At 63.5% G+C, this 18,094-nt stretch carries 14 protein-coding genes, 1 tRNA gene and 3 pseudogenes; 8 read left to right on the top strand and 10 right to left on the bottom strand.

The window, feature by feature from the left end; all coding sequences use genetic code 11:
* Window positions 1-20: 20 nt before the first annotated feature.
* The 4 genes and pseudogenes from AIOL_RS01425 to AIOL_RS25645 all read left to right on the top strand — a co-directional run.
* Window positions 21-1,007, top strand: coding sequence for a Bug family tripartite tricarboxylate transporter substrate binding protein (locus tag AIOL_RS01425; protein WP_049641247.1), 987 nt, complete (start codon window positions 21-23; stop codon window positions 1,005-1,007).
* Window positions 1,008-1,330: 323 nt separating this feature from the next.
* Complete coding sequence (locus tag AIOL_RS01430; protein WP_049641248.1) at window positions 1,331-1,813, top strand: tripartite tricarboxylate transporter TctB family protein; 483 nt, start codon at window positions 1,331-1,333, stop codon at window positions 1,811-1,813.
* Window positions 1,814-1,817: 4 nt separating this feature from the next.
* Entirely contained in the window at window positions 1,818-3,332 is a 1,515-nt protein-coding gene (locus AIOL_RS01435; RefSeq protein ID WP_049641249.1) for a tripartite tricarboxylate transporter permease, read from the top strand.
* A 203-nt stretch (window positions 3,333-3,535) separates the two neighbouring features.
* A pseudogene (locus AIOL_RS25645) lies at window positions 3,536-3,643 on the top strand (IS110 family transposase); the annotation flags it as partial.
* Window positions 3,644-3,887: 244 nt separating this feature from the next.
* Here AIOL_RS25645 and AIOL_RS01440 read toward each other — a convergent pair.
* Window positions 3,888-4,400: pseudogene (locus tag AIOL_RS01440) on the bottom strand (integrase core domain-containing protein); the annotation flags it as partial.
* Window positions 4,401-4,882: 482 nt separating this feature from the next.
* A tRNA-Pro gene (locus AIOL_RS01445) sits at window positions 4,883-4,959 on the bottom strand.
* Between the two features lie 189 nt (window positions 4,960-5,148).
* Here AIOL_RS01445 and AIOL_RS01450 point away from each other — a divergent pair.
* On the top strand, window positions 5,149-6,114 hold the full coding sequence (locus tag AIOL_RS01450; protein WP_049641250.1) for a hypothetical protein: 966 nt from the start codon (window positions 5,149-5,151) through the stop codon (window positions 6,112-6,114).
* On the opposite strand, the pseudogene AIOL_RS01455 reads toward AIOL_RS01450, so the two are convergent.
* From AIOL_RS01455 to AIOL_RS01470, 4 genes and pseudogenes are all read right to left on the bottom strand, one after another.
* Window positions 6,105-7,060 (bottom strand): annotated as a pseudogene (locus AIOL_RS01455) (DMT family transporter). The gene AIOL_RS01450 and the pseudogene AIOL_RS01455 sit on opposite strands and share 10 nt — an antisense overlap.
* A 210-nt stretch (window positions 7,061-7,270) precedes the next feature.
* Window positions 7,271-8,191, bottom strand: a complete 921-nt coding sequence (locus AIOL_RS01460) for a DUF2167 domain-containing protein (RefSeq protein ID WP_053101143.1) — start codon at window positions 8,189-8,191, stop codon at window positions 7,271-7,273.
* 64 nt (window positions 8,192-8,255) lie between these two features.
* Window positions 8,256-9,362, bottom strand: coding sequence for a 3-isopropylmalate dehydrogenase (gene leuB / locus AIOL_RS01465; protein WP_049641251.1), 1,107 nt, complete (start codon window positions 9,360-9,362; stop codon window positions 8,256-8,258).
* 57 nt (window positions 9,363-9,419) lie between these two features.
* Window positions 9,420-10,310, bottom strand: coding sequence for a LysR family transcriptional regulator (locus AIOL_RS01470; protein ID WP_049641252.1), 891 nt, complete (start codon window positions 10,308-10,310; stop codon window positions 9,420-9,422).
* Window positions 10,311-10,399: 89 nt separating this feature from the next.
* Between AIOL_RS01470 and AIOL_RS01475 the strand changes: the two genes are divergently transcribed.
* Complete coding sequence (locus tag AIOL_RS01475) at window positions 10,400-11,290, top strand: epimerase (RefSeq protein WP_049641909.1); 891 nt, start codon at window positions 10,400-10,402, stop codon at window positions 11,288-11,290.
* Here the strand turns inward: AIOL_RS01475 and AIOL_RS01480 are convergent.
* The 3 genes from AIOL_RS01480 to leuD form a co-directional block, all read right to left on the bottom strand.
* On the bottom strand, window positions 11,240-12,223 hold the full coding sequence (locus AIOL_RS01480; RefSeq protein WP_082152371.1) for an endonuclease/exonuclease/phosphatase family protein: 984 nt from the start codon (window positions 12,221-12,223) through the stop codon (window positions 11,240-11,242). The two genes, AIOL_RS01475 and AIOL_RS01480, sit on opposite strands and share 51 nt — an antisense overlap.
* A gap of 47 nt (window positions 12,224-12,270) precedes the next feature.
* Window positions 12,271-13,083, bottom strand: coding sequence for a hypothetical protein (locus tag AIOL_RS01485; RefSeq protein WP_326973076.1), 813 nt, complete (start codon window positions 13,081-13,083; stop codon window positions 12,271-12,273).
* Window positions 13,084-13,362: 279 nt separating this feature from the next.
* Entirely contained in the window at window positions 13,363-13,968 is a 606-nt protein-coding gene (gene leuD, locus AIOL_RS01490) for a 3-isopropylmalate dehydratase small subunit (RefSeq protein ID WP_049641254.1), read from the bottom strand.
* Between the two features lie 293 nt (window positions 13,969-14,261).
* Between leuD and AIOL_RS01495 the strand changes: the two genes are divergently transcribed.
* Window positions 14,262-14,762, top strand: coding sequence for an Lrp/AsnC family transcriptional regulator (locus tag AIOL_RS01495; RefSeq protein ID WP_049641255.1), 501 nt, complete (start codon window positions 14,262-14,264; stop codon window positions 14,760-14,762).
* Between the two features lie 243 nt (window positions 14,763-15,005).
* Here the strand turns inward: AIOL_RS01495 and AIOL_RS24180 are convergent, their stop codons facing one another.
* Window positions 15,006-15,791, bottom strand: a complete 786-nt coding sequence (locus tag AIOL_RS24180) for a Hint domain-containing protein (RefSeq protein ID WP_235438823.1) — start codon at window positions 15,789-15,791, stop codon at window positions 15,006-15,008.
* 817 nt (window positions 15,792-16,608) lie between these two features.
* On the opposite strand from AIOL_RS24180, the gene leuC reads away from it, so the two are divergent.
* Window positions 16,609-18,012, top strand: coding sequence for a 3-isopropylmalate dehydratase large subunit (leuC, locus tag AIOL_RS01505; RefSeq protein ID WP_049641257.1), 1,404 nt, complete (start codon window positions 16,609-16,611; stop codon window positions 18,010-18,012).
* Window positions 18,013-18,094: the final 82 nt, after the last annotated feature.

An 18,094-nucleotide genomic window follows, 5' to 3' on the forward strand; every position in this document is an offset into this window, starting at 1 on the left:
TGTCAAACGGGAGGAAAATCATGACTGCATTGAAGATGGGCCGCCGGGCCCTGATCGCGGCTGCTGTGGCGGCCATGGGAGTCGCATCGCCTGTGATGGCGGGCGGGCATCAGGTGCTCGACAGCGTGCACTTCTTGATCCCCGGCGGGGCGGGCGGCGGCTGGGACGGCACCGCGCGCGGCACCGGCGAGGCGCTGACCAAGGCGGGCCTGGTGGGCACCGCGTCCTACGAGAACATGTCGGGCGGCGGCGGCGGCAAGGCCATCGGCTACCTGATCGAGAACGCCGAGAGCAACCACGGCACGCTGATGGTGAACTCCACCCCGATCGTGATCCGCTCGCTGACGGGCGTGTTCCCGCATAACTTCCGCGACCTGACGCTGGTCTCGGGCACGATCGGCGACTACGCCGCGATGGTGGTGGGCAAGGACAGCCCGATCAACTCGATGGCGGACCTGATCGCGGCCTATGACGCCGACCCAAGCGGCACGGCGATCGGAGGCGGCTCGGTGCCCGGCGGCATGGACCACCTGGTGGCGGCCGCGGTGATGGAAGCGGCGGGCAAGGACGCGCTGAACGTCAAGTACATCCCCTATGACGCGGGCGGCAAGGCCATGGCGGCGCTGCTCTCGGGCGAGATCGCGGCGCTCTCGACCGGCTTCTCCGAGGCGGTGGACCTGGCCAACGCCGGCGAGGTGAAGATCATCGGCGTGACCTCCGAGGAGCGCGTGCCGGCGGCCCCCGACGCCATGACCATGATGGAGCAGGGCATCGACACGTCCTTTGTGAACTGGCGTGGGTTCTTCGCCGCCCCCGGCCTGCCGGCGGACAAGCTGGCCATGTACCAGAACGCCATCGCCAAGATGTATGAGACCGACGAGTGGGAAGAGGTCCGCGCCCGCAACGGCTGGGTCAACATCCACAACTCGGGCGACGCCTTCCTGTCCTTCCTTGAGGAGCAAGAGAAGGTGATCGGCGACCTGATGAAGAAGCTCGGCTTCCTTTAAGGAAAATGTGCGGCTGCGCCGCGCTTTACATGAAGGGTTGAGGGGCTGTCTGCCCCTCAAACTCCCCGAGGATATTTTCAGCAAGAGGAAGGGGAGACCCAAAAGGACCTCCCCCTAGAAGAAGGTTGCGACCTTCCCCTTGCACGGTCATCGGCTTCCCAGCCTGTACCGTGAGATCGAAAATAGCAGGCATTTAGTTAAAATTGTCTTTCCTCTTGCTAATAATATCCCAGGGGGGGCGTCCATTGGGCGCCATTGGTTCAAGAACAATGGACGGCGGGGGACTGGTCCCCCCGCCTCGAACCTAAAAACTGGAGAAATCGATGGCTTTGGATCGCTGGGTCGCATTGGTGTTGCTGGGCATCTGCCTGGCCTATGGCTACGCCGCTTGGTTCACCATGGACGGCGCGCTGGCGCCCTTCATGCGCCGCAACCCGATCTGGCCGTCGACCTTCCCAAAGGTGCTGTCGATCCTGGGCGTCGTCTTCTCGCTGATCATCCTTCTGGGGCTGGAGAAGTCCGAGACCAAGATCGGCGACATCGATTACCGCCGCCTTTGGGAGTACCACCTGGGCCAGGCGCTCCTGCTGCTGGCGCTGATGGTGGCCTACGCGCTGCTTTTGCGCCCCATCGGGTTCATCCTGGCCACGACGGGCTTTCTAATGGGCGGCTCGGCCATCCTGGGCGAGCGGCGCTGGCTGATCATGCTGATCGTCTCGGGGCTGGCCACGGGCGTGGTCTGGTATCTGGTGCAGGTGGTGCTGGGGATCTTCCTGCGCCCGCTGCCCGCGTTTATGGGGATATAAGACGATGCTAGAGGGTATCCTGCTCGGCCTGCAAACGGCGCTCTCCGTCCAGAACCTGCTCATGGTGATCGGGGGCTGCCTGATCGGCACCTTCATCGGCATGCTGCCGGGCCTGGGCCCGATGTCGATCATCGCGATCATGATCCCGGTGGCGATCTCGATGGGCGACGCCGCGGCGGCGCTGATCCTGCTCGCGGGGGTCTATTACGGCGCGATCTTTGGCGGCTCGACCTCGTCGATCCTGCTGAACGCGCCGGGCGTGGCGGGCACGGTGGCCACCAGCTTCGACGGCTATCCCATGGCGCGCCAGGGCAAGGCGGGCAAGGCGCTGACCATCGCGGCGATCTCCAGCTTTGCCGGGGGCACGATCGGGGCGATCCTGCTGATGATCTTCGCGCCGATGCTGTCCAGCGTGGCTTTGCTGTTCCACTCGTCGGAGTATTTCGCGCTGATGGTGGTGGGGCTCTCGGCCATCGCGGCCTTCGCGGGCACCGGCCAGGTGACCAAGGCGCTGATGATGACCGTGCTGGGGCTGATCATGGCCACGGTGGGCGAGACGGCGCAGTTCAACGCGCCGCGCTTCACCATGGGGATCATGGACCTGCAATCGGGCTTCGGCTTCATCACGCTGGCGATGGCGATGTTCGCGCTGCCAGAGGCGCTCTACCTGGTGCTCAAGCCCTCGCACTCGGCCCAGGAGAGCGGCGGCGAGATCAAGGACCTGCGCATCACCCGCGCCGAGGCCCGTGCCATCGCGCCGGTCATCGGGCGGCAATCGCTGCAGGGCTTCTTCATCGGCGTGCTGCCCGGGGCAGGGGCCACGATTGCCAGCTTCCTGGGCTACGCGGTGGAACGCAACATCGCCACCAAGAAGGAGCAGGACGCGTTCGGCAAGGGCTCGATCAAGGGCCTCTCCGCGCCCGAGACCGCCAATAACGCCGCCTGCACCGGCTCCTTCGTGCCGCTGCTGACGCTGGGCATCCCCGGCTCGGGCACCACGGCGATCCTCTTGGGCGCGCTGATCGCGCTGAACGTCACGCCGGGGCCGCGGCTAATGATCGACAGCCCGAACATCTTCTGGGCGGTGATCATCTCGATGTATATCGGCAACCTGGTGCTCTTGATCCTGAACCTGCCGCTGATCCCCTACATCGCCAAGGTGCTGGCGATCCCGCGCAACTACCTGATCCCGTTCATTCTGTTCTTCACCCTGATGGGGGCCTATATCGGCCAGAACAACGCCACCGAGCTTCTGATCCTGGTGGGCTTCGGCATCGTGGCGACGATCCTGAAATTCGCCGACTACCCGCTGGCGCCGCTCTTGATCGGGTTCATCCTGGGCACGATGCTAGAGGACAACTTCAGCCGCTCGATGTCGCTCTATGACGGGCCGGCCTTCCTGTGGGAGCGCCCGATGACCACCGGCCTTTTGGTGATCGCGCTGGTGCTGGTGCTGCTGCCCAGCTACCGGGCGCGCCGGGCCCGCGCGCGGCAACAGGGCGTGGCCGACGGCGATTGATCCGGGCGCGGCCAGAAAAACCAGAAGCGTGCGAATAGGAGTTTTGAGGCCTGATCGGTATGTGCATGAAATAGTGTAAGAACATCACCTCAAAAAAACGACACGACACATGTGTATCGACCCAGTGAAATTCTGCTCATGCTACAAGGAGGAAAGTAGCGATGAGTGGACCATTGGAACACGATATCCAGAGATGGACGGCGAAGCGTAAACCTCCGCGCGTGGCCACAGTCGCCATGGCTAACAAGACTGCCCGGATCATCTGGGCGGTATTGACGCGCAACGAAAGGTATCGGCCTCACACAGCATAAACGCCAACAAAGGAACATCAGAGACGCAAGACAACTGAATTGATGAAGCAATGTCAGTTCGCCAACCAAGACACCCCGTCGAAAGTCAGGGACACATGGTCGTCCGCCAACCGGTTTGGGACTTGGTCAGCGGAAACCACCAGGGCCAGCAGCCGTGTACGCTGCGCAAACAGGCCGGACACACGACTGCATCTGACAGGCGCTCATATCAGGTGTAAAACTTCAGACTTGATCTGACGGACACTCAGCTTGCGACGCTGAGATCGGGTTGAGCACTGTCCGATTGGTCGTGCGTTTTGATCGTGTTCTCGGCGGAGATGTGTAGCGTTTCACGGAAGGTCTTCATAGGCGTTTTGCCGTAGCAGTGTCTTCCCGAAAGTGGCCGCTGTTCGTTGTCGCTGGCCAACCACGCGTCCAGATCGGTCTGCAACTCTTCGACTGCCCCATAAAGCTTCTTGCGGAACGCGATGTCGTAGAATTCATCTTTGATGGTGCGATGGAAACGCTCGCAGGTGCCGTTCATTTGCGGTGAGCTTGCCTTGGCCCTGGAATGATCGACGTCTTCGACCGCCAGATAAAGCCGATAGGCGTGGTTTTCGGCCTTACCGCAATATTCCGTTCCGCGATCCGTGAGCGCCCGCAGCAGGCTGATCTTGTGGTCGGCAAAGAAAGGGATGCCGCGATCGTTCAGCAGGTCCGCCGCTGTGATCGCTGTTCTCCCGGTGTAGAGCTTGCAGATCGCCACGCGGGCGAATGTTGTTGACCAGCTTTTCAGCCGCGTCTTTCGATGTTCCGGATCTCTTAGTCATCTTCGCTCCTTAAAAGCTACGAAGAACCAGAAACCCTCCACTATTCAAATCCGCAAATCTGTCCCATAGGTGCCGACGTCGGACATGCTGGCCAGCGCGGATCCTCAAAAATCTTGCGGATTCTTCGGGGTCTCTTGGGATACAATGCAAGAGGTTTACATTCACCATCACCCTGATCATCAAGACGATGTCGTCGAGGCGGTCAACAAAGGTGGCCGAAAGTGAAACCAAGTGGCGGTCAGACGGCTGCCTCAGTCATGTGGGACGTTAATATTCCTCCCCGAATTCTGGCCTTTTGAAAGATGAACGCCTTGGTTGGCGACAGCAATGCGGGGAATGAGAATGTTCGATTTGAAGGATTTCTGGAGCCGGCCCCAGATACTGGGAGTGCAATAAACAAAAAAGACGCCCCAAAGGCGCCTTGTTTTATTGGTCGGAGTGGCGAGATTCGAACTCACGACCCCTGCCTCCCGAAGACAGTGCTCTACCAGGCTGAGCTACACTCCGAACCGAGCCGTTGGGTTAAAGCCAATGCGTCCGATTGGCAAGGCAAAACCGGCGAAGGTGACGCGCTTTGGGTGAACTTGGGTGCCGGCGCGCCGCCGCGCGCGGTCTCAGCGCAGTGCCCCGCGCAGGATTGCGCTGGTTTTCGCCGCAAAGCCGGGCTATTGCGTCGAGCCGCGATGGAGGCTCCGAATGGCAGTAGGCGCGCAGGAAAAGATGGTGCTGGCGTGCCCCCAGGGCGGGTTCAACGACATGCTGTGCCAATTGGAGCGCGCCTGGCGCTATTGCCGCCGCTTTAACAGGGCCCTCGTGGTAGAGACCGGCGCCTCCGGTCTGAACGACGATCTGTTTCGCTATTTCGAACTTCGCCGATCCGGCCCCGTGCCCATCCTTGCGCCCTCGGATCTGGGGTGGAGGATCCGCCTGCGCGAGGGCCAGATCCAGGGCGAGGCGGCGGACGCGACGCCGCTGTTTGCCCAAGGCGCAAAGCTCGGCGACACGTTCGACATGGGCGCCGATCACGCCGATCCGGTCCTGCTGCATGCCACCGCGGGGGGTGGCGACCTGGGCGTGCATTTCCTCGAAAAGCTCGCCCTGCGCCCCGAAATCAAAGCCCAGATAACATCCGCGATCGCGCCCCTGGGCCAGGACTACCTGTCGATCCACATCCGCAACACCGACTGGCAGACCGATTATGTCTCGGCGTTCCGCTCGATTGAGCGTCTCATCGAGGGGCGCAAGGTGCTGGTATGCTCCGATGACAGCCGGTCGCTGCTGTATTTTCAGGACACCTACGGCACGCGCTGCTCCTTCGCCACGACCTCAGAGCTCGGCAATCTCGATGGCAAGCCGCTGCATCATGGGCGCTCTGGCGACGCCTATGCGGCCAATCTGCGGATGCTGACGGACCTCTATGCGCTGGCCTCCGGGGCGCGGATCGTGATGGTGGACACCCAGAACACCAAGCGATCCGGGTTTGCGGTTCTGGCGGCGCATATGCTGCGGCGGCTGCGCCCGCTTGACGGCGATGGGGCCTTTGACCTGGGCGGGCGCCTGGCCTCATACCGGCGCGCGCTGCTCAGGGGCAGACCGATGCGCGTCTACCGCGCGCGAGAGATCCGGCCCGGGCGCCACCTCTGCCACCCGACCTATGAGTGATGCACCTCGCGCATCTGCATGCGCAGCTGGGTGCCGGTCTCTGGCCGCCCCCGCCCGCGCAGCACCGGGCGCGCCAAGGTCGTGCCGCCGAACGCCTCGCGCGCCACGATGTAGAGCCCGCTGGCGATCACGATGGCCGCACCGGTCCAGGTGGTCTGGTCCGCGCGCTCGTTGAAGAAGATCAGCCCGAACACCGACGCCCAGACGATCTGCGAGTACTGCATGGGTGCGACCACGCCCGCGTCCCCGGCCTTGTAGGCCGCGATCAGGCAAAGCCCCGCCAGGAAGGCCAGCACGGACATGCCCCCACCAGGCCCAGATGCTCCACCGGCATCGGCTGGTACACGAAAGGCAGGGCCGCGCCCATCACCACAAAGTTTGCCATCATCGGGTAGAGCATCAGCACCGCGCTGCGCTCGTCCTTGCCGATCTTGCGCACGATGACCGAGGCCAGCGCGCCCGAGAACGCCGCGACCAGCGCCGCCGCGTGGCCTAGGCCCAGCTGCGCCTCCGCCGGGCGCAGCACCACCAGCACGCCCACCAGCCCCGCCGCCACCGCCGCCCAGCGGTGCAGCCCGACGCGCTCGCCCAGGACCGGGATCGACAGCACAGTGATCAGCAGCGGCATCGCGAAGAGGATCGTGTAGACCTGCGCCAAGGGCAGCACCGAGAAGGCGTAGAACGCGCCCAGCCCCGTCACCATCGCCGCCGCGGTGCGCAGCGCCGTCCACCAAGGGTGCACCGGGATCAGCGTCGCCTCCGAGCGGTCCCGCATCAGCATCAGCGTCACCAGCGGGAAGGACAAAAGCACGCTGAAGAACAGGATCTGGAAGGTCCCATAGCTCGCGCCCAGCACCTTGACGATCACGTCATGCGTGGCAAAGAGCCCAAAGGCCAAAAGCGCGAACAGCGCGCCGCGGAGGTTGGATTTCGATTGCGCGGTCATGCGGGGATCAATCAATTAAACGGTTTGAGATACCGCTAACAAAAGGGGTGAAAGCCTCTCATCTGCAACCCCTAAGACGGCATAGTCGCTCTGCGCCCCGCGCAGGGCTGCAGAGCGCGGGGCGCCCCGGAGCTTGTGCGAGAGGCGCCCAGAGGCTCAAATCCCCAGCGCCTGCGACCCGAAAATGAACCGGCCGTGACAGGTGTCGCACTACGCTTGGCCGCTTCCGCCATCGCCCCGGTTGCGCATCACGCGCCAAGCATAGCCCAGCGGGATGAACAGCAGAAACCAGAACTTTTTGAGAAAGATCAGCGCCACCGCAAATAGCCCGGTCTTGGCCAGGACCTTCCCCGCGATCAGGCCGCCAATGCCGACGGCGGCAACCTTATCCAGACCGGGATCGAAATCCGCGTATCTGTGGCCGTCCGCGAAATCAATCATCGCCAGCATGTCGGGCAGGACCTGTTCAACCTCGCCCAGCTGCTCCATTCCTGCGATGAAGTTCACCACCAACACGCCGCGCCGTCCGAGCGCGCGTATGTTATAGTTCAGCGTGTTTTCCGGATCGCCGGTGAAGCTTATCTCCTTGGCCCAATGCAGCTTGCGCCCGGCGCGCTCATAGCTCGGTTCGGCAGCCCAGCCGACCAACTCTATGCCCTGATAGCCGTTTTCGACCCGCCATTCGTTTGCCGCGCGCGTATCTTTCTTCATCTCGACCAGCAGCTCGGAATAGTCATAGCTCTCGGCGTCCTCGTCCTTGACGTATCCGATTTCGTCAAAGTTCATCTCGGCCGCCCAGGTGTCGCTATGGAACGGCGTCGCATCGATGGGAAAGATCATGCCCAGCGTGTCCGGGTTGGGCGGGTTGCCCCAGAACTCCTCCAACACGATCCGCGCGTCCTTGCCGTCAAGATAGTAATAGCGGTCCGGGTCCACGTTCAGCTTGGCGATCCCGCCGCCGATTTGTACCTCTCCTTGTTTGAAATCCAGCCGCTTCAGATCCTCGACCAGTTCCGGATCCCCGGTCTGGGCGAGAAGCGGAAAGACCTCCTCAAATGGTTTGGCCTGGGGCGCGGTCCCGCCCAGGGCAATCGCAATGGCCATCGCGGCCGCGGTCAAAATCTGTTTCATCAAAAAAAAGCCCCTCGCATTTAGTGCGAGAGGCTATTCACAATTTAAGATTGTGCCAAGCGATTTAGCTTGTTGCGTCCAGCTTGGCCAGGATCGCGTCGGCCATCTGGGTGGTCGAGACCGGCTCCACCCCGTCCTCGCCCAAGAGATCCGCGGTGCGCACGCCGTCGCCCAGCACGTCGTTCACGGCGCTCTCCAGGCGGTCGGCCTCGTCGCCCGCGTCGTAGGAATAGCGCAGCGCCATGGCAAAGCTCAGGATGCAGGCGATCGGGTTGGCCTTGCCCTGCCCCGCGATGTCAGGCGCCGAGCCGTGCACCGGCTCGTACATCGCCTTGGGGCGGCCGTTCTCCATCGGCGCGCCCAGGCTGGCCGAGGGCAGCATCCCCAGCGAGCCGGTCAGCATCGCCGCCGCGTCGCTCAGCATGTCGCCAAAGAGGTTATCCGTCACGATCACGTCGAACTGCTTGGGCCAGCGGCAAAGCTGCATCGCGCCCGCGTCGGCATACATGTGGCTCAGCTCGACATCGCTATACTCGGCCGCGTGCACCTCGGTGACCACGTCGCGCCACAGGATGCCGCTCTCCATCACGTTGGCCTTCTCCATCGAGCAGACCTTGTTGCCGCGCCGCCGCGCCAGCTCAAAGGCCGACTTGGCCACGCGCGCGATCTCGGATTCCGTGTAGCGCTGGGTGTTGATGCCGACGCGCTCGTTGCCCTCGGTGATGATCCCGCGCGGCTCGCCGAAATAGATGCCCGAGGTCAGCTCGCGCACGATGACGATGTCCAGCCCGGCCACCACGTCGCGCTTCAGCGACGAGAAATCCGCCAGCGCGTCAAAGCACTGCGCCGGGCGCAGGTTCGAGTAGAGGTCCATCTCCTTGCGCAGGCGCAGCAGCCCGCGCTCGGGCTTGACCGAGAAATCCAGCTGGTCGTATTTCGGCCCGCCCACGGCGCCCAGCAGCACCGCGTCGACTTCTTGCGCCTTGGCCATGGTGTCGTCATGCAGCGGGGTGCCGTGCGCGTCATAGGCCGCGCCGCCCACCAGGTCCTCGGTCACGTCGATGACAAGCCCGCGATTGGCGCCGAACCAGTCGATCACGCGGCGCACCTCGGCCATAACTTCTGGGCCAATGCCGTCACCGGGAAGAATGAGAAGCGAAGGGTTTGCCATGGGTCGCGGATCCTCTAATTATGCTCGGTCCCCGCCTATCCCGGCGCCCCGGCGGGGTCAAGAAAGCAGAGGCGACAGGCCCTCTGCCAGGTGATCCCAGACCCGCCGCACCCGCGGCGTCCGGCGCAGCTTCTCGTGGGTCGTCAGCCAGACCGGAAGCGTCGGCAGCGCGACCTCGGGCATGATCTGCGACACCGCGGGGTCGCTCCGGCCGACCTCCAGCTGGCTCACCCCAATGCCGCAGCCCGCCCGCACCAGCTCCCAATAGGCGGTCTGGTTGTCGCATCGCACGGCGAACCAATCCCGTTCCGCCGGCACGCCCAGCGCCCGCATGCCCTGAATGATCTGGTCGCTGGCGTCGTAGCCGACAAAGTCATGCTCGGAGAATTCGGCGATGTCTCGTGGCCGGCCCCGGCGCAGCAGGTAATCGGTGGCCGCGAAGAGACCAAGCCCCACATCCCCAAGATGCCGCGTCACCATATCCAGCTGCGTGGGGCGATACATCCGTATCGCGATATCTGCCTCGCGAAACAGCAGGTTGTCCGTGGCATCCGTCGCCACAAGCTCGATCTCGATCTGCGGCAGCTCGCGGCGGAGCTGCGCCAGGAGGCGCGGCATGACGTGATGCGCGAAAAAGACGCTGGCGGTCAGGCGCAGCGTGCCGGCCAGGTCCTCGGCCTCACCCGCGGCGGCCAGGGACAGCCCGTTGGCGGCCTCCTGCATCGCGCGCGCGGCGGGCAAGAGCGCCGTGCCCGCATCGGTCAGCGCCATCCCCTTTGGGACGCGGTGAAAGATCTCGACCCCCAGCGCCTCCTCAAGCCCCTGCACCTGCCGGCCCAATGTGGGCTGGCTTTGCCGCAGGCTGCGCGCCGCCGCCGACAGCGAGCCGGTATCGGCCACCGCCAGAAAGGCTTGCACCAGGGACCAGTCGAGATCACGCACATCCATTCATATCTGAATATACCACCCACAGTTTTTGGCAATTCTTATTCTGATCTGGATTGTTATTTCTGGATCAGCATAACGAGGAGACCCTTATGACCCGAACCGTTTTGATCCTTGGCGCCTCCGGACGCTTTGGCCGCAACGCCGCGCAGGCCTTTGCCGCGCGGGGCTGGCAGGTCCGCCGATTTGACCGCAGCACCGATGATCTGCACCGCGCCGCGCGCGGCGCCGATGTCATCGTGAACGCCTGGAACCCGCAATACCCGGATTGGCAGCGCCAGCTGCCCGCGATCACCCAACAGGTCATCGCCGCCGCCAAACCCAGCGGCTCCACCGTCATCATCCCGGGCAACGTCTATGTCTATGGCGCCGACGCGCCAGAGCGCTTTGCTCCCGACACGCCGCACCGCGCCACGAACCGCTTGGGGCGTCTGCGTATCGAGATGGAGGCCGCCTACCGCGCCGCGGGCGTGCGAACCATCATCTTGCGCGCCGGCGACTTCTTGGACACTGAAGCCAGCGGCAATTGGTTCGACATGGCGATGGCCAAGCGCGCCGCGCGTGGGACGTTCACCTATCCCGGCGCGATGGACCGGGCCCACGCCTGGGCCTATCTGCCCGACCTGGCGCGGGCGGCGGTGGGCCTCGCCGGGATGCGCGACCGGCTGGACATGTTCGAGGATGTCACCTTTCCGGGCTACACGCTGACCGGGGCCGAGCTGGGCGCGGCGGTGAATGCGGTCACGCCCGTGCGAGTGACTCAGATGTCCTGGTGGCCTCTGGTTATGGCCTCACCGTTCTGGCCCTTGGCGCGCTATCTGCGCGAGATGCGTTATCTCTGGAACAAACCGCACCACCTGGACGCGGCCCGCTTTGACGCGCTGCTGCCTGGCTTCCAGCACACGCCGGTGCAAGAGGCCGTCGCGCGGGCGCTAGAGTTCCAGGTCAACCCAGACCAGATGGTGGCGCAGCCCGCCACCTAGAAGCGCGCGCAAGGGATCATCCTCGGCGGGCCAGAACACTCCCGCCGCGGTGGCCTCCAACCCGGCGCTGGGCAGAACGTAAGAGACGCGCAGGTTGCCCGGCCCGTCCTGGTCGCGCCAATCGGCGGTATCAAGCGCGGGATCGCCCCGGTGCTGGGCGTTCACCCCGCCTTGTGCCAAGGCAGCCTCCGCCCCGCCCATGCTGCGCGGCTTCGGATCCTGCAGTGTGGGATGGGCGAGAAGGCCATTTATGGCCTCCCGGCGCCCGTCGCCATCCGTGGGGTCAAGGTTCGCGTTCCCCAGGATCACGAGCGGCACGCGGGCCTCCCCGTCTAAAAGACGCGCCCAAAAGGTGATCTCGTCGTGGTTGCGGCGCCCGTTGCGGTCCTCCGGCCCGTCAAAAACGGGCGGTCCCGCCGAGAAGGCCAAAAGCCGCAGCCCGGAGACCCGCACCTCCCAATGCCCGACCGAGGACAGGCGCTGGACCTCATAGGCCGCCTCCGAGGGGAAGAGCTTGCCGTCCACCACCGGCAAGAGCGCGCCGGGCTGGTCTGCCCAGAGCGCGGCGGAATGATCCACCACCTTGCCAATCTCATGCTTGGACAGCAGCACCATCCCGCCATGGCCCCGGAACCGGCCGTAGCCCTGGGCGTCCGCGGGCCCGCCCAGCTTGCCGTCGCCATCCAGATCCAAGCCGGTCATCAAGCCCGCATTCGGCTCCAGGCTCAGCACATGGGCAAAGCCCAACTGGTCCGCCAGGCTGCGCGCGGTGGCGCCGCCAAAGTCCCAATCAACGCCGGTCAATAGCAGGATGTCGGGCGCCACATGCGCGGTGACATCGGCCACGGCCTTCACTTGGGGGTCGCCCCGCCCCATGTCGCGCAGCAAAAGCCCCGGCCCTTTGCGCATAAGCTCAACATGCCAAGTGGCCACGCGTAGGGTCTCTGCCTGCGCGGCCAGGGTCCAAAAGAGGAAAAGGATTAGGCCGGCTGCAAGCCCTTTGCCTGCTGCCGCGCCGTTTTGCGCCGTTTTTTCTGCACCAGCTCGGCAATGCGCCCCATAGCGAGGCCGCGCATCAACAGGCTGGCGGGAAGGAATGCCCATGCCGCCACGATCCAAATCATCGACTGCGGGTTGTCCAGCGTCACCTGGCCGAACAGGCTCTCGGATGCTTTCAACGCCGCTGGGATGAAGAATGGCAGGGTAAACCCTACGATAATGTTAAAGCGCGCGTCGCGCTCAAGCCGCTGCACCACGTCGCCGCTGGTGGTCGGGTCGAATGTGGGCATGTTGATCCACACGTTGAACGGGCCGGAATTCATCGGCCAATTCTTAACGCGCACGAAGAAGTAGAAGATAGCCAGGGCCAGCATTGAGCAAAAATAGCTCAGTCCCGCGGCGATGCGAACGCGTTGGATGTGCTCGGCGCCCACGCTTTCCGGCAGCAGCAGAACGATCTGGCGCACCGGCGAATAGGGAAAGTCGATGGCCTCGCCGACGCCCGTTCCGAACCGCGTGACCCACTGGTTCAGCGTGGTCGGCGCGACCTCGCCCCGGATCACCAAAGAGATCAGGAACACGGTCGAGAACAGGGCAAGGAACCGCAGGCGGTTGAATGGAGGGGCGCTCCGGAATTCGACGATGCCGGGGTAAACGCTGGCGTATTCAAAGATTGTCAGGGCGGCGGCGAAGATCGCCACCAGGGCGACGATCTGCGTCACGTCTGCGCCAATGCCCGGCAAAAGCAGGGCCGGCGTTGCAATCAGCAACACCATCAACGCCGCGCGCAACACTGCGCCTGCCATTCGGGTGATCACCGCTCTGTCCCCTCAAACTGGCCGAGCGCGGTCAGTGCCGCGACCCTTGTTCCAACTTGATCCCGCCAATTAAGGCGGTGTGCCTCATCTTCGCCCAACTTTTGCCCACTTTCACTCTACCCGGCAAGTGCCTGGAATAGATAACAAAAAAAATGAGGCGTTTTCGGGGAGAAACTGGTGCGCCTTTGCATCAATTTCGCGGGCGCAAAGAGGCGCGCCCAAGGCACGCCCCAACATGTAGTGGCTAGTTGGAAATTAGGCCCAGGGCTGCGACGCCGCGTGCTTGGCCTCAAACGCGTCAATTTTGGGCGCGTGCTCCATCGTCAGGGCGATGTCGTCGAGACCGTTCAGCAGGCACTTCTTGCGGAAGGGATCGATCTCGAACGTGATGACCTCGCCGTCAGAGGTGGTGATGGTCTGCGCCTCAAGATCAACCGTGATGCGCGCGTTCTCGCCCTTCTGGGCGTCCGCCATAAGGATATCCACCTGCTCCTGCGGCAGCGGGATCGGCAGGATGCCGTTCTTAAAGCAGTTGTTATAGAAGATGTCGGCAAAGCTGGTGGAGATCACGCAGCTGATGCCAAAGTCCTTAATCGCCCAGGGCGCGTGCTCGCGCGAGGAGCCGCAGCCGAAATTGTCGCCCGCCACAAGGATCTCGGCCTTGCGGTATTGCGGCTTGTTGAGCACGAAATCCGCAATCTCGGAGCCATCCCGGTTATAGCGCATCTCGTCGAACAGGCTCACGCCGAACCCGGTGCGCTTGATCGACTTGAGGAAGCGCTTGGGGATGATCATGTCGGTGTCGATATTGACGAGCGGCATCGGCGCCGCGACGCCGGTCAGGGTTGTGAACTTATCCATAAGCGGGCCTCTTTTGCTGGCGGCTACAGGTAACCGCAGAGGTCGCCGGACGCAAGGGCGCCGCGCCGATGTAGAAACTCAGCGGCACCCTGACTGCACGAGCCTCCTTTAATCTTGAACGACCGGGTCCCCATGGCCCAAATCTCTTCACAAAGAGATTTGCCAATTTCTTGCAAGAAATTGGCACCGGCCCGTGATGGGCGCTTCGAGAAAATAATCTTGCGCTGTTGTGAAATATTATTGCGCGCAGAGCGGCGCGCGCGTAAGCTCCCGCAAAACGACCCGAGGGGATTATGCCAGGCGCCAAGCTCGATCCGATAGACCGCCAAATTCTGCATGAGCTGCAGGAGGACGGTCGCATGACCAATGTGGAGCTTGCCAAGCGGGTGGGTATCTCTGCGCCGCCCTGCCTGCGGCGCGTCCGCACCCTGGAAGAGGCCGGCTACATCCGCCGCTACCACGCCGACGTGGACGCGCGCATGCTTGGCTTTGAGGTGCAGGTCTTTGCGATGGTGGGCCTGCTGAGCCAGGCCGAGGCGGACCTTAGCGCCTTCGAGGCCCGTTGCCGCGAATGGTCCCTTGTGCGCGAGTGCCACATGCTGAACGGCGAGGTGGATTTTATTCTCAAATGCGTCGCGCCGGACCTGTCGACCTTTCAGAGCTTCCTGACCGAGGAACTCACCGCCGCCGATAACGTGGCCAGCGTGAAGACCTCTCTGGTGATCCGCGGCGCCAAGGACGAGCCCGGCGTGCCGTTCGACGTGCTGGAGGCCCGCCTGGCCGAGGAGGCTTAGACGGGACGTGGACAGGCTCGGTTGGTCTGGAACTGGGCGCGCCAAATCTCTTGCAAGAGATTTGCACTTTCCTTCAAAGGAAAGTTGGGCCCGCAGACCAGCAAGGCGTGCGTTTAAGGGATCAATTCGCGGCGCGCGAAAGAAACTCTTGCAAGAGTTTCGCAATTTTCTTGCAAGAAAATTGTGGCGCGCCAAGATCCGCTGGGGGTCACAGATGCAGCCCTCCCGCTAGCCCGTCGCCGTTCAAGCGGCCGCGCGTATCCCGAGACCTGCGGGCAGCAAGCGCGCAGAGGTGATCCTGGGCAGGTCCATCTCGGGGATCTCGCGCGCGGGCCGGGTCGCGTCATTGTCGAAGGCGAGCTCTTGGTGCTGCGGCAGGTAGGTCTCTGCCGCCAGCCCCTCGGCCAGGATCAGCTCATGGCCGTCCGTCTCGACGTGGTAATAGGTGAAGCTCTCGGGCATCTTGGCGACCTGATAGATCGTCTCGCCATTCACCAGCGCGCCGGCATTCACCAGGTACCCGTCCAGATAGACCCCGTGGTCGGGCGAGAGCAGCAGGTCGCGCTCGTTGCCCAGCGCGCCCGCCGAGATGCGGATCGGGTTGACCTTGGCGGGATGCGCCAGCGGCGTGTCGATGGTGCTGCGGCCCAGCCAGCGCACGGTCGTGGTGCCGCCATCCGCGGTGGCCAGCAAATCGCCGTCGCAGAGGTCCTCGACCAAGGAAAAGCCCTGCGGCGTGGCGATCCGCGTGCCCTCGCAAAAGCAGCTCAGCGTGGCGTTTAGGGAAGTTAGAAAGAAACTTGCATTGCTACCAGTAAACGCTGTCGGCGTGAATCGGATCGCCGAGAATGACCCGACCACATCGGTGAAAGAAAAATTGCCAAGATTAGCTCCGCCACCCGCCACGCGTACGACATTTGAGGTGCCGTCGTTAGGCCCGACAAAAGTGACGTCCATCGTCGCGTTACCTATGCGGCCAGCCAACGTAAGCGGTGCGTTTACGGTGCCGTTAAAGACAGTCTGACCCATAGCGGTTGCAAGAAGGGTAAAGACCTCTTGCGTGCCAGCATTGCCTGCGGCTCCAGTATTCCAACCGGCGTTCAAAGAAGAAATAGACGCACTGCTAAAAGATGCAGTAATCCTGTTAGCTCCGTCACCATTCAATGTTTGGAACCGAAAGCTGGCACCAGAGTTGGTGAATGTGACTGAACCGGTATTGATGACTGAAGCCGTAAAATCCGAAACGGAAATCTCATAATCGAGGAACTGCACCATCTGTGCCTCCTTTGCTCAACTACGACCCTGTGCATGACGGGGGTCAGTCGGCGAATCGCCGTATACATTGATATGGTAACGACATATCGTGCAGATGTACATCTGTTAAGGATCGCCCTGCGGCGGCGGCCCCGAACGGCTGTCTTCTGGGAAAGCGGGGGCACCGCGCGGCCTGTTAACCATGGGCTCCGCCCGACCCGTGCCCGACGCAAGTCCGACGCTTTGCCGACGTTTGGCCGACCGCCGAATTGCCTGGTTTTGTTAGGGTTAACGGGCGATTCGCGTCAAAAACCGTCGCGGCGCGTTTACGATCTCTTAACCGAGCTCGAAAGCGCGCCCGAAACCCGGCCCTCCGCCGCCGCGCAGGCTTGATCCCGGGCCGCGAAGCGCGTAGCTAATCCCCCCATGATCCAAGTATTCAATATCGGCGACCACGACCGCCTGCCCTGGCGGTTCTTCGGCGCAAGGCGCGGCGTGCAAGCTGGCCTTTAGGGGGGCGGCGGGGTAAACCCCGCCCTACGCGCCTTTCGCAACCGAATTCCACGACACATCACGGGAGAGGACCCCACCCATGTCCCCCAAGACGCTCTACGACAAAATCTGGGACGCCCATCTGGTCAACGAGGCCGAGGACGGAACCTGCCTGCTCTATATCGACCGCCACCTGGTGCACGAGGTGACCTCGCCTCAGGCCTTCGAGGGGCTGCGCCTGGCCGGCCGGCCGGTGCGCGCGCCCGACAAGACCATCGCCGTGCCCGACCACAACGTGCCCACCACCGCGGGCCGCGATGACCCGGCCAACATGACCGAGGACAGCGCCATCCAGGTCGCCGCTTTGGACAAGAACGCCAAGGATTTCGGCATCCACTACTACCCCGTCTCGGACGTGCGCCAGGGGATCGTGCATATCGTCGGGCCAGAGCAGGGCTGGACCCTGCCGGGCATGACCGTGGTCTGCGGCGACAGCCATACGGCGACCCATGGCGCCTTCGGCGCGCTGGCCCACGGCATCGGCACCTCGGAGGTCGAGCACGTGCTGGCCACCCAGACGCTGATCCAGAAGAAGTCGCTCAACATGAAGGTCGAGATCACCGGCAAGCTGCGCCCGGGCGTGACCGCCAAGGACATCACCCTGAGCGTGATCGGCGAGACCGGCACCGCGGGCGGCACCGGTTACGTGATCGAGTATTGCGGCGAGGCGATCCGCGACCTCTCGATGGAGGGCCGCATGACGGTCTGCAACATGGCCATTGAGGGCGGCGCGCGCGCGGGCCTGATCGCGCCGGACGAGAAGACGTTCGAGTATTGCATGGGCCGCCCCCACGCGCCGAAGGGCGCCGCCTGGGAGGCCGCTTTGGCCTATTGGAAGACGCTCTTCACCGACGAGGGCGCGCATTTCGACAAGGTCGTGACCATCAAGGGCGAGGACATCGCGCCCGTGGTCACCTGGGGCACCTCGCCCGAGGACGTGCTGCCGATCACCGCCACCGTGCCCGCACCGAGCGATTTCGATGGCGGCAAGGTCGGCGCGGTGGAGCGCTCGCTTGCCTATATGGGGCTGGAGCCCGGCACGCCCTTGTCAGAGGTCGAGATCGACACGGTCTTTATCGGCTCCTGTACCAACGGCCGGATCGAGGACCTGCGCGCCGCCGCCGAGATCCTCAAGGGCAAGAAGGTCTCTGTGAAACGCGCCATGGTGGTGCCGGGCTCTGGCCTGGTGCGTGCCCAGGCCGAAGAGGAAGGCCTGGCGGACATCTTCCGCGAGGCGGGCTTTGAGTGGCGCCTTGCGGGCTGCTCGATGTGCCTGGCGATGAACCCCGACCAGCTGGCCGAGGGCGAGCGCTGTGCCTCCACCTCGAACCGGAACTTCGAGGGGCGTCAAGGCTTTAAGGGCCGCACCCATCTGGTGTCGCCCGGCATGGCCGCCGCCGCCGCCATCACCGGCAAGCTGACGGATGTGCGCGAGTTGATGTGACGCGCAAGGCCAGCAAGAACGTCTCTTTTTTGGATAGGTTCCAACTGACGAACCGTCGTAACTAGGCGTTTTTGCTGGTTGC

The organism is Candidatus Rhodobacter oscarellae (assembly GCF_001078595.1).
Classification (GTDB): Bacteria; Pseudomonadota; Alphaproteobacteria; order Rhodobacterales; family Rhodobacteraceae; genus Rhodobacter_B; species Rhodobacter_B oscarellae.

Bases quoted from the DNA above. Each gene is read 5' to 3' on its own strand.
- AIOL_RS01425 (WP_049641247.1), top strand. From the start codon at position 21: ATGACTGCATTGAAGATGGGCCGCCGGGCCCTGATCGCGGCTGCTGTG.
- AIOL_RS01430 (WP_049641248.1), top strand. From the start codon at position 1,331: ATGGCTTTGGATCGCTGGGTCGCATTGGTGTTGCTGGGCATCTGCCTG.
- AIOL_RS01435 (WP_049641249.1), top strand. From the start codon at position 1,818: ATGCTAGAGGGTATCCTGCTCGGCCTGCAAACGGCGCTCTCCGTCCAG.
- AIOL_RS01450 (WP_049641250.1), top strand. From the start codon at position 5,149: ATGGCAGTAGGCGCGCAGGAAAAGATGGTGCTGGCGTGCCCCCAGGGC.
- AIOL_RS01460 (WP_053101143.1), bottom strand. From the start codon at position 8,191: ATGAAACAGATTTTGACCGCGGCCGCGATGGCCATTGCGATTGCCCTG.
- leuB (WP_049641251.1), bottom strand. From the start codon at position 9,362: ATGGCAAACCCTTCGCTTCTCATTCTTCCCGGTGACGGCATTGGCCCA.
- AIOL_RS01470 (WP_049641252.1), bottom strand. From the start codon at position 10,310: ATGGATGTGCGTGATCTCGACTGGTCCCTGGTGCAAGCCTTTCTGGCG.
- AIOL_RS01475 (WP_049641909.1), top strand. From the start codon at position 10,400: ATGACCCGAACCGTTTTGATCCTTGGCGCCTCCGGACGCTTTGGCCGC.
- leuD (WP_049641254.1), bottom strand. From the start codon at position 13,968: ATGGATAAGTTCACAACCCTGACCGGCGTCGCGGCGCCGATGCCGCTC.
- AIOL_RS01495 (WP_049641255.1), top strand. From the start codon at position 14,262: ATGCCAGGCGCCAAGCTCGATCCGATAGACCGCCAAATTCTGCATGAG.
- AIOL_RS24180 (WP_235438823.1), bottom strand. From the start codon at position 15,791: ATGGGTCAGACTGTCTTTAACGGCACCGTAAACGCACCGCTTACGTTG.
- leuC (WP_049641257.1), top strand. From the start codon at position 16,609: ATGTCCCCCAAGACGCTCTACGACAAAATCTGGGACGCCCATCTGGTC.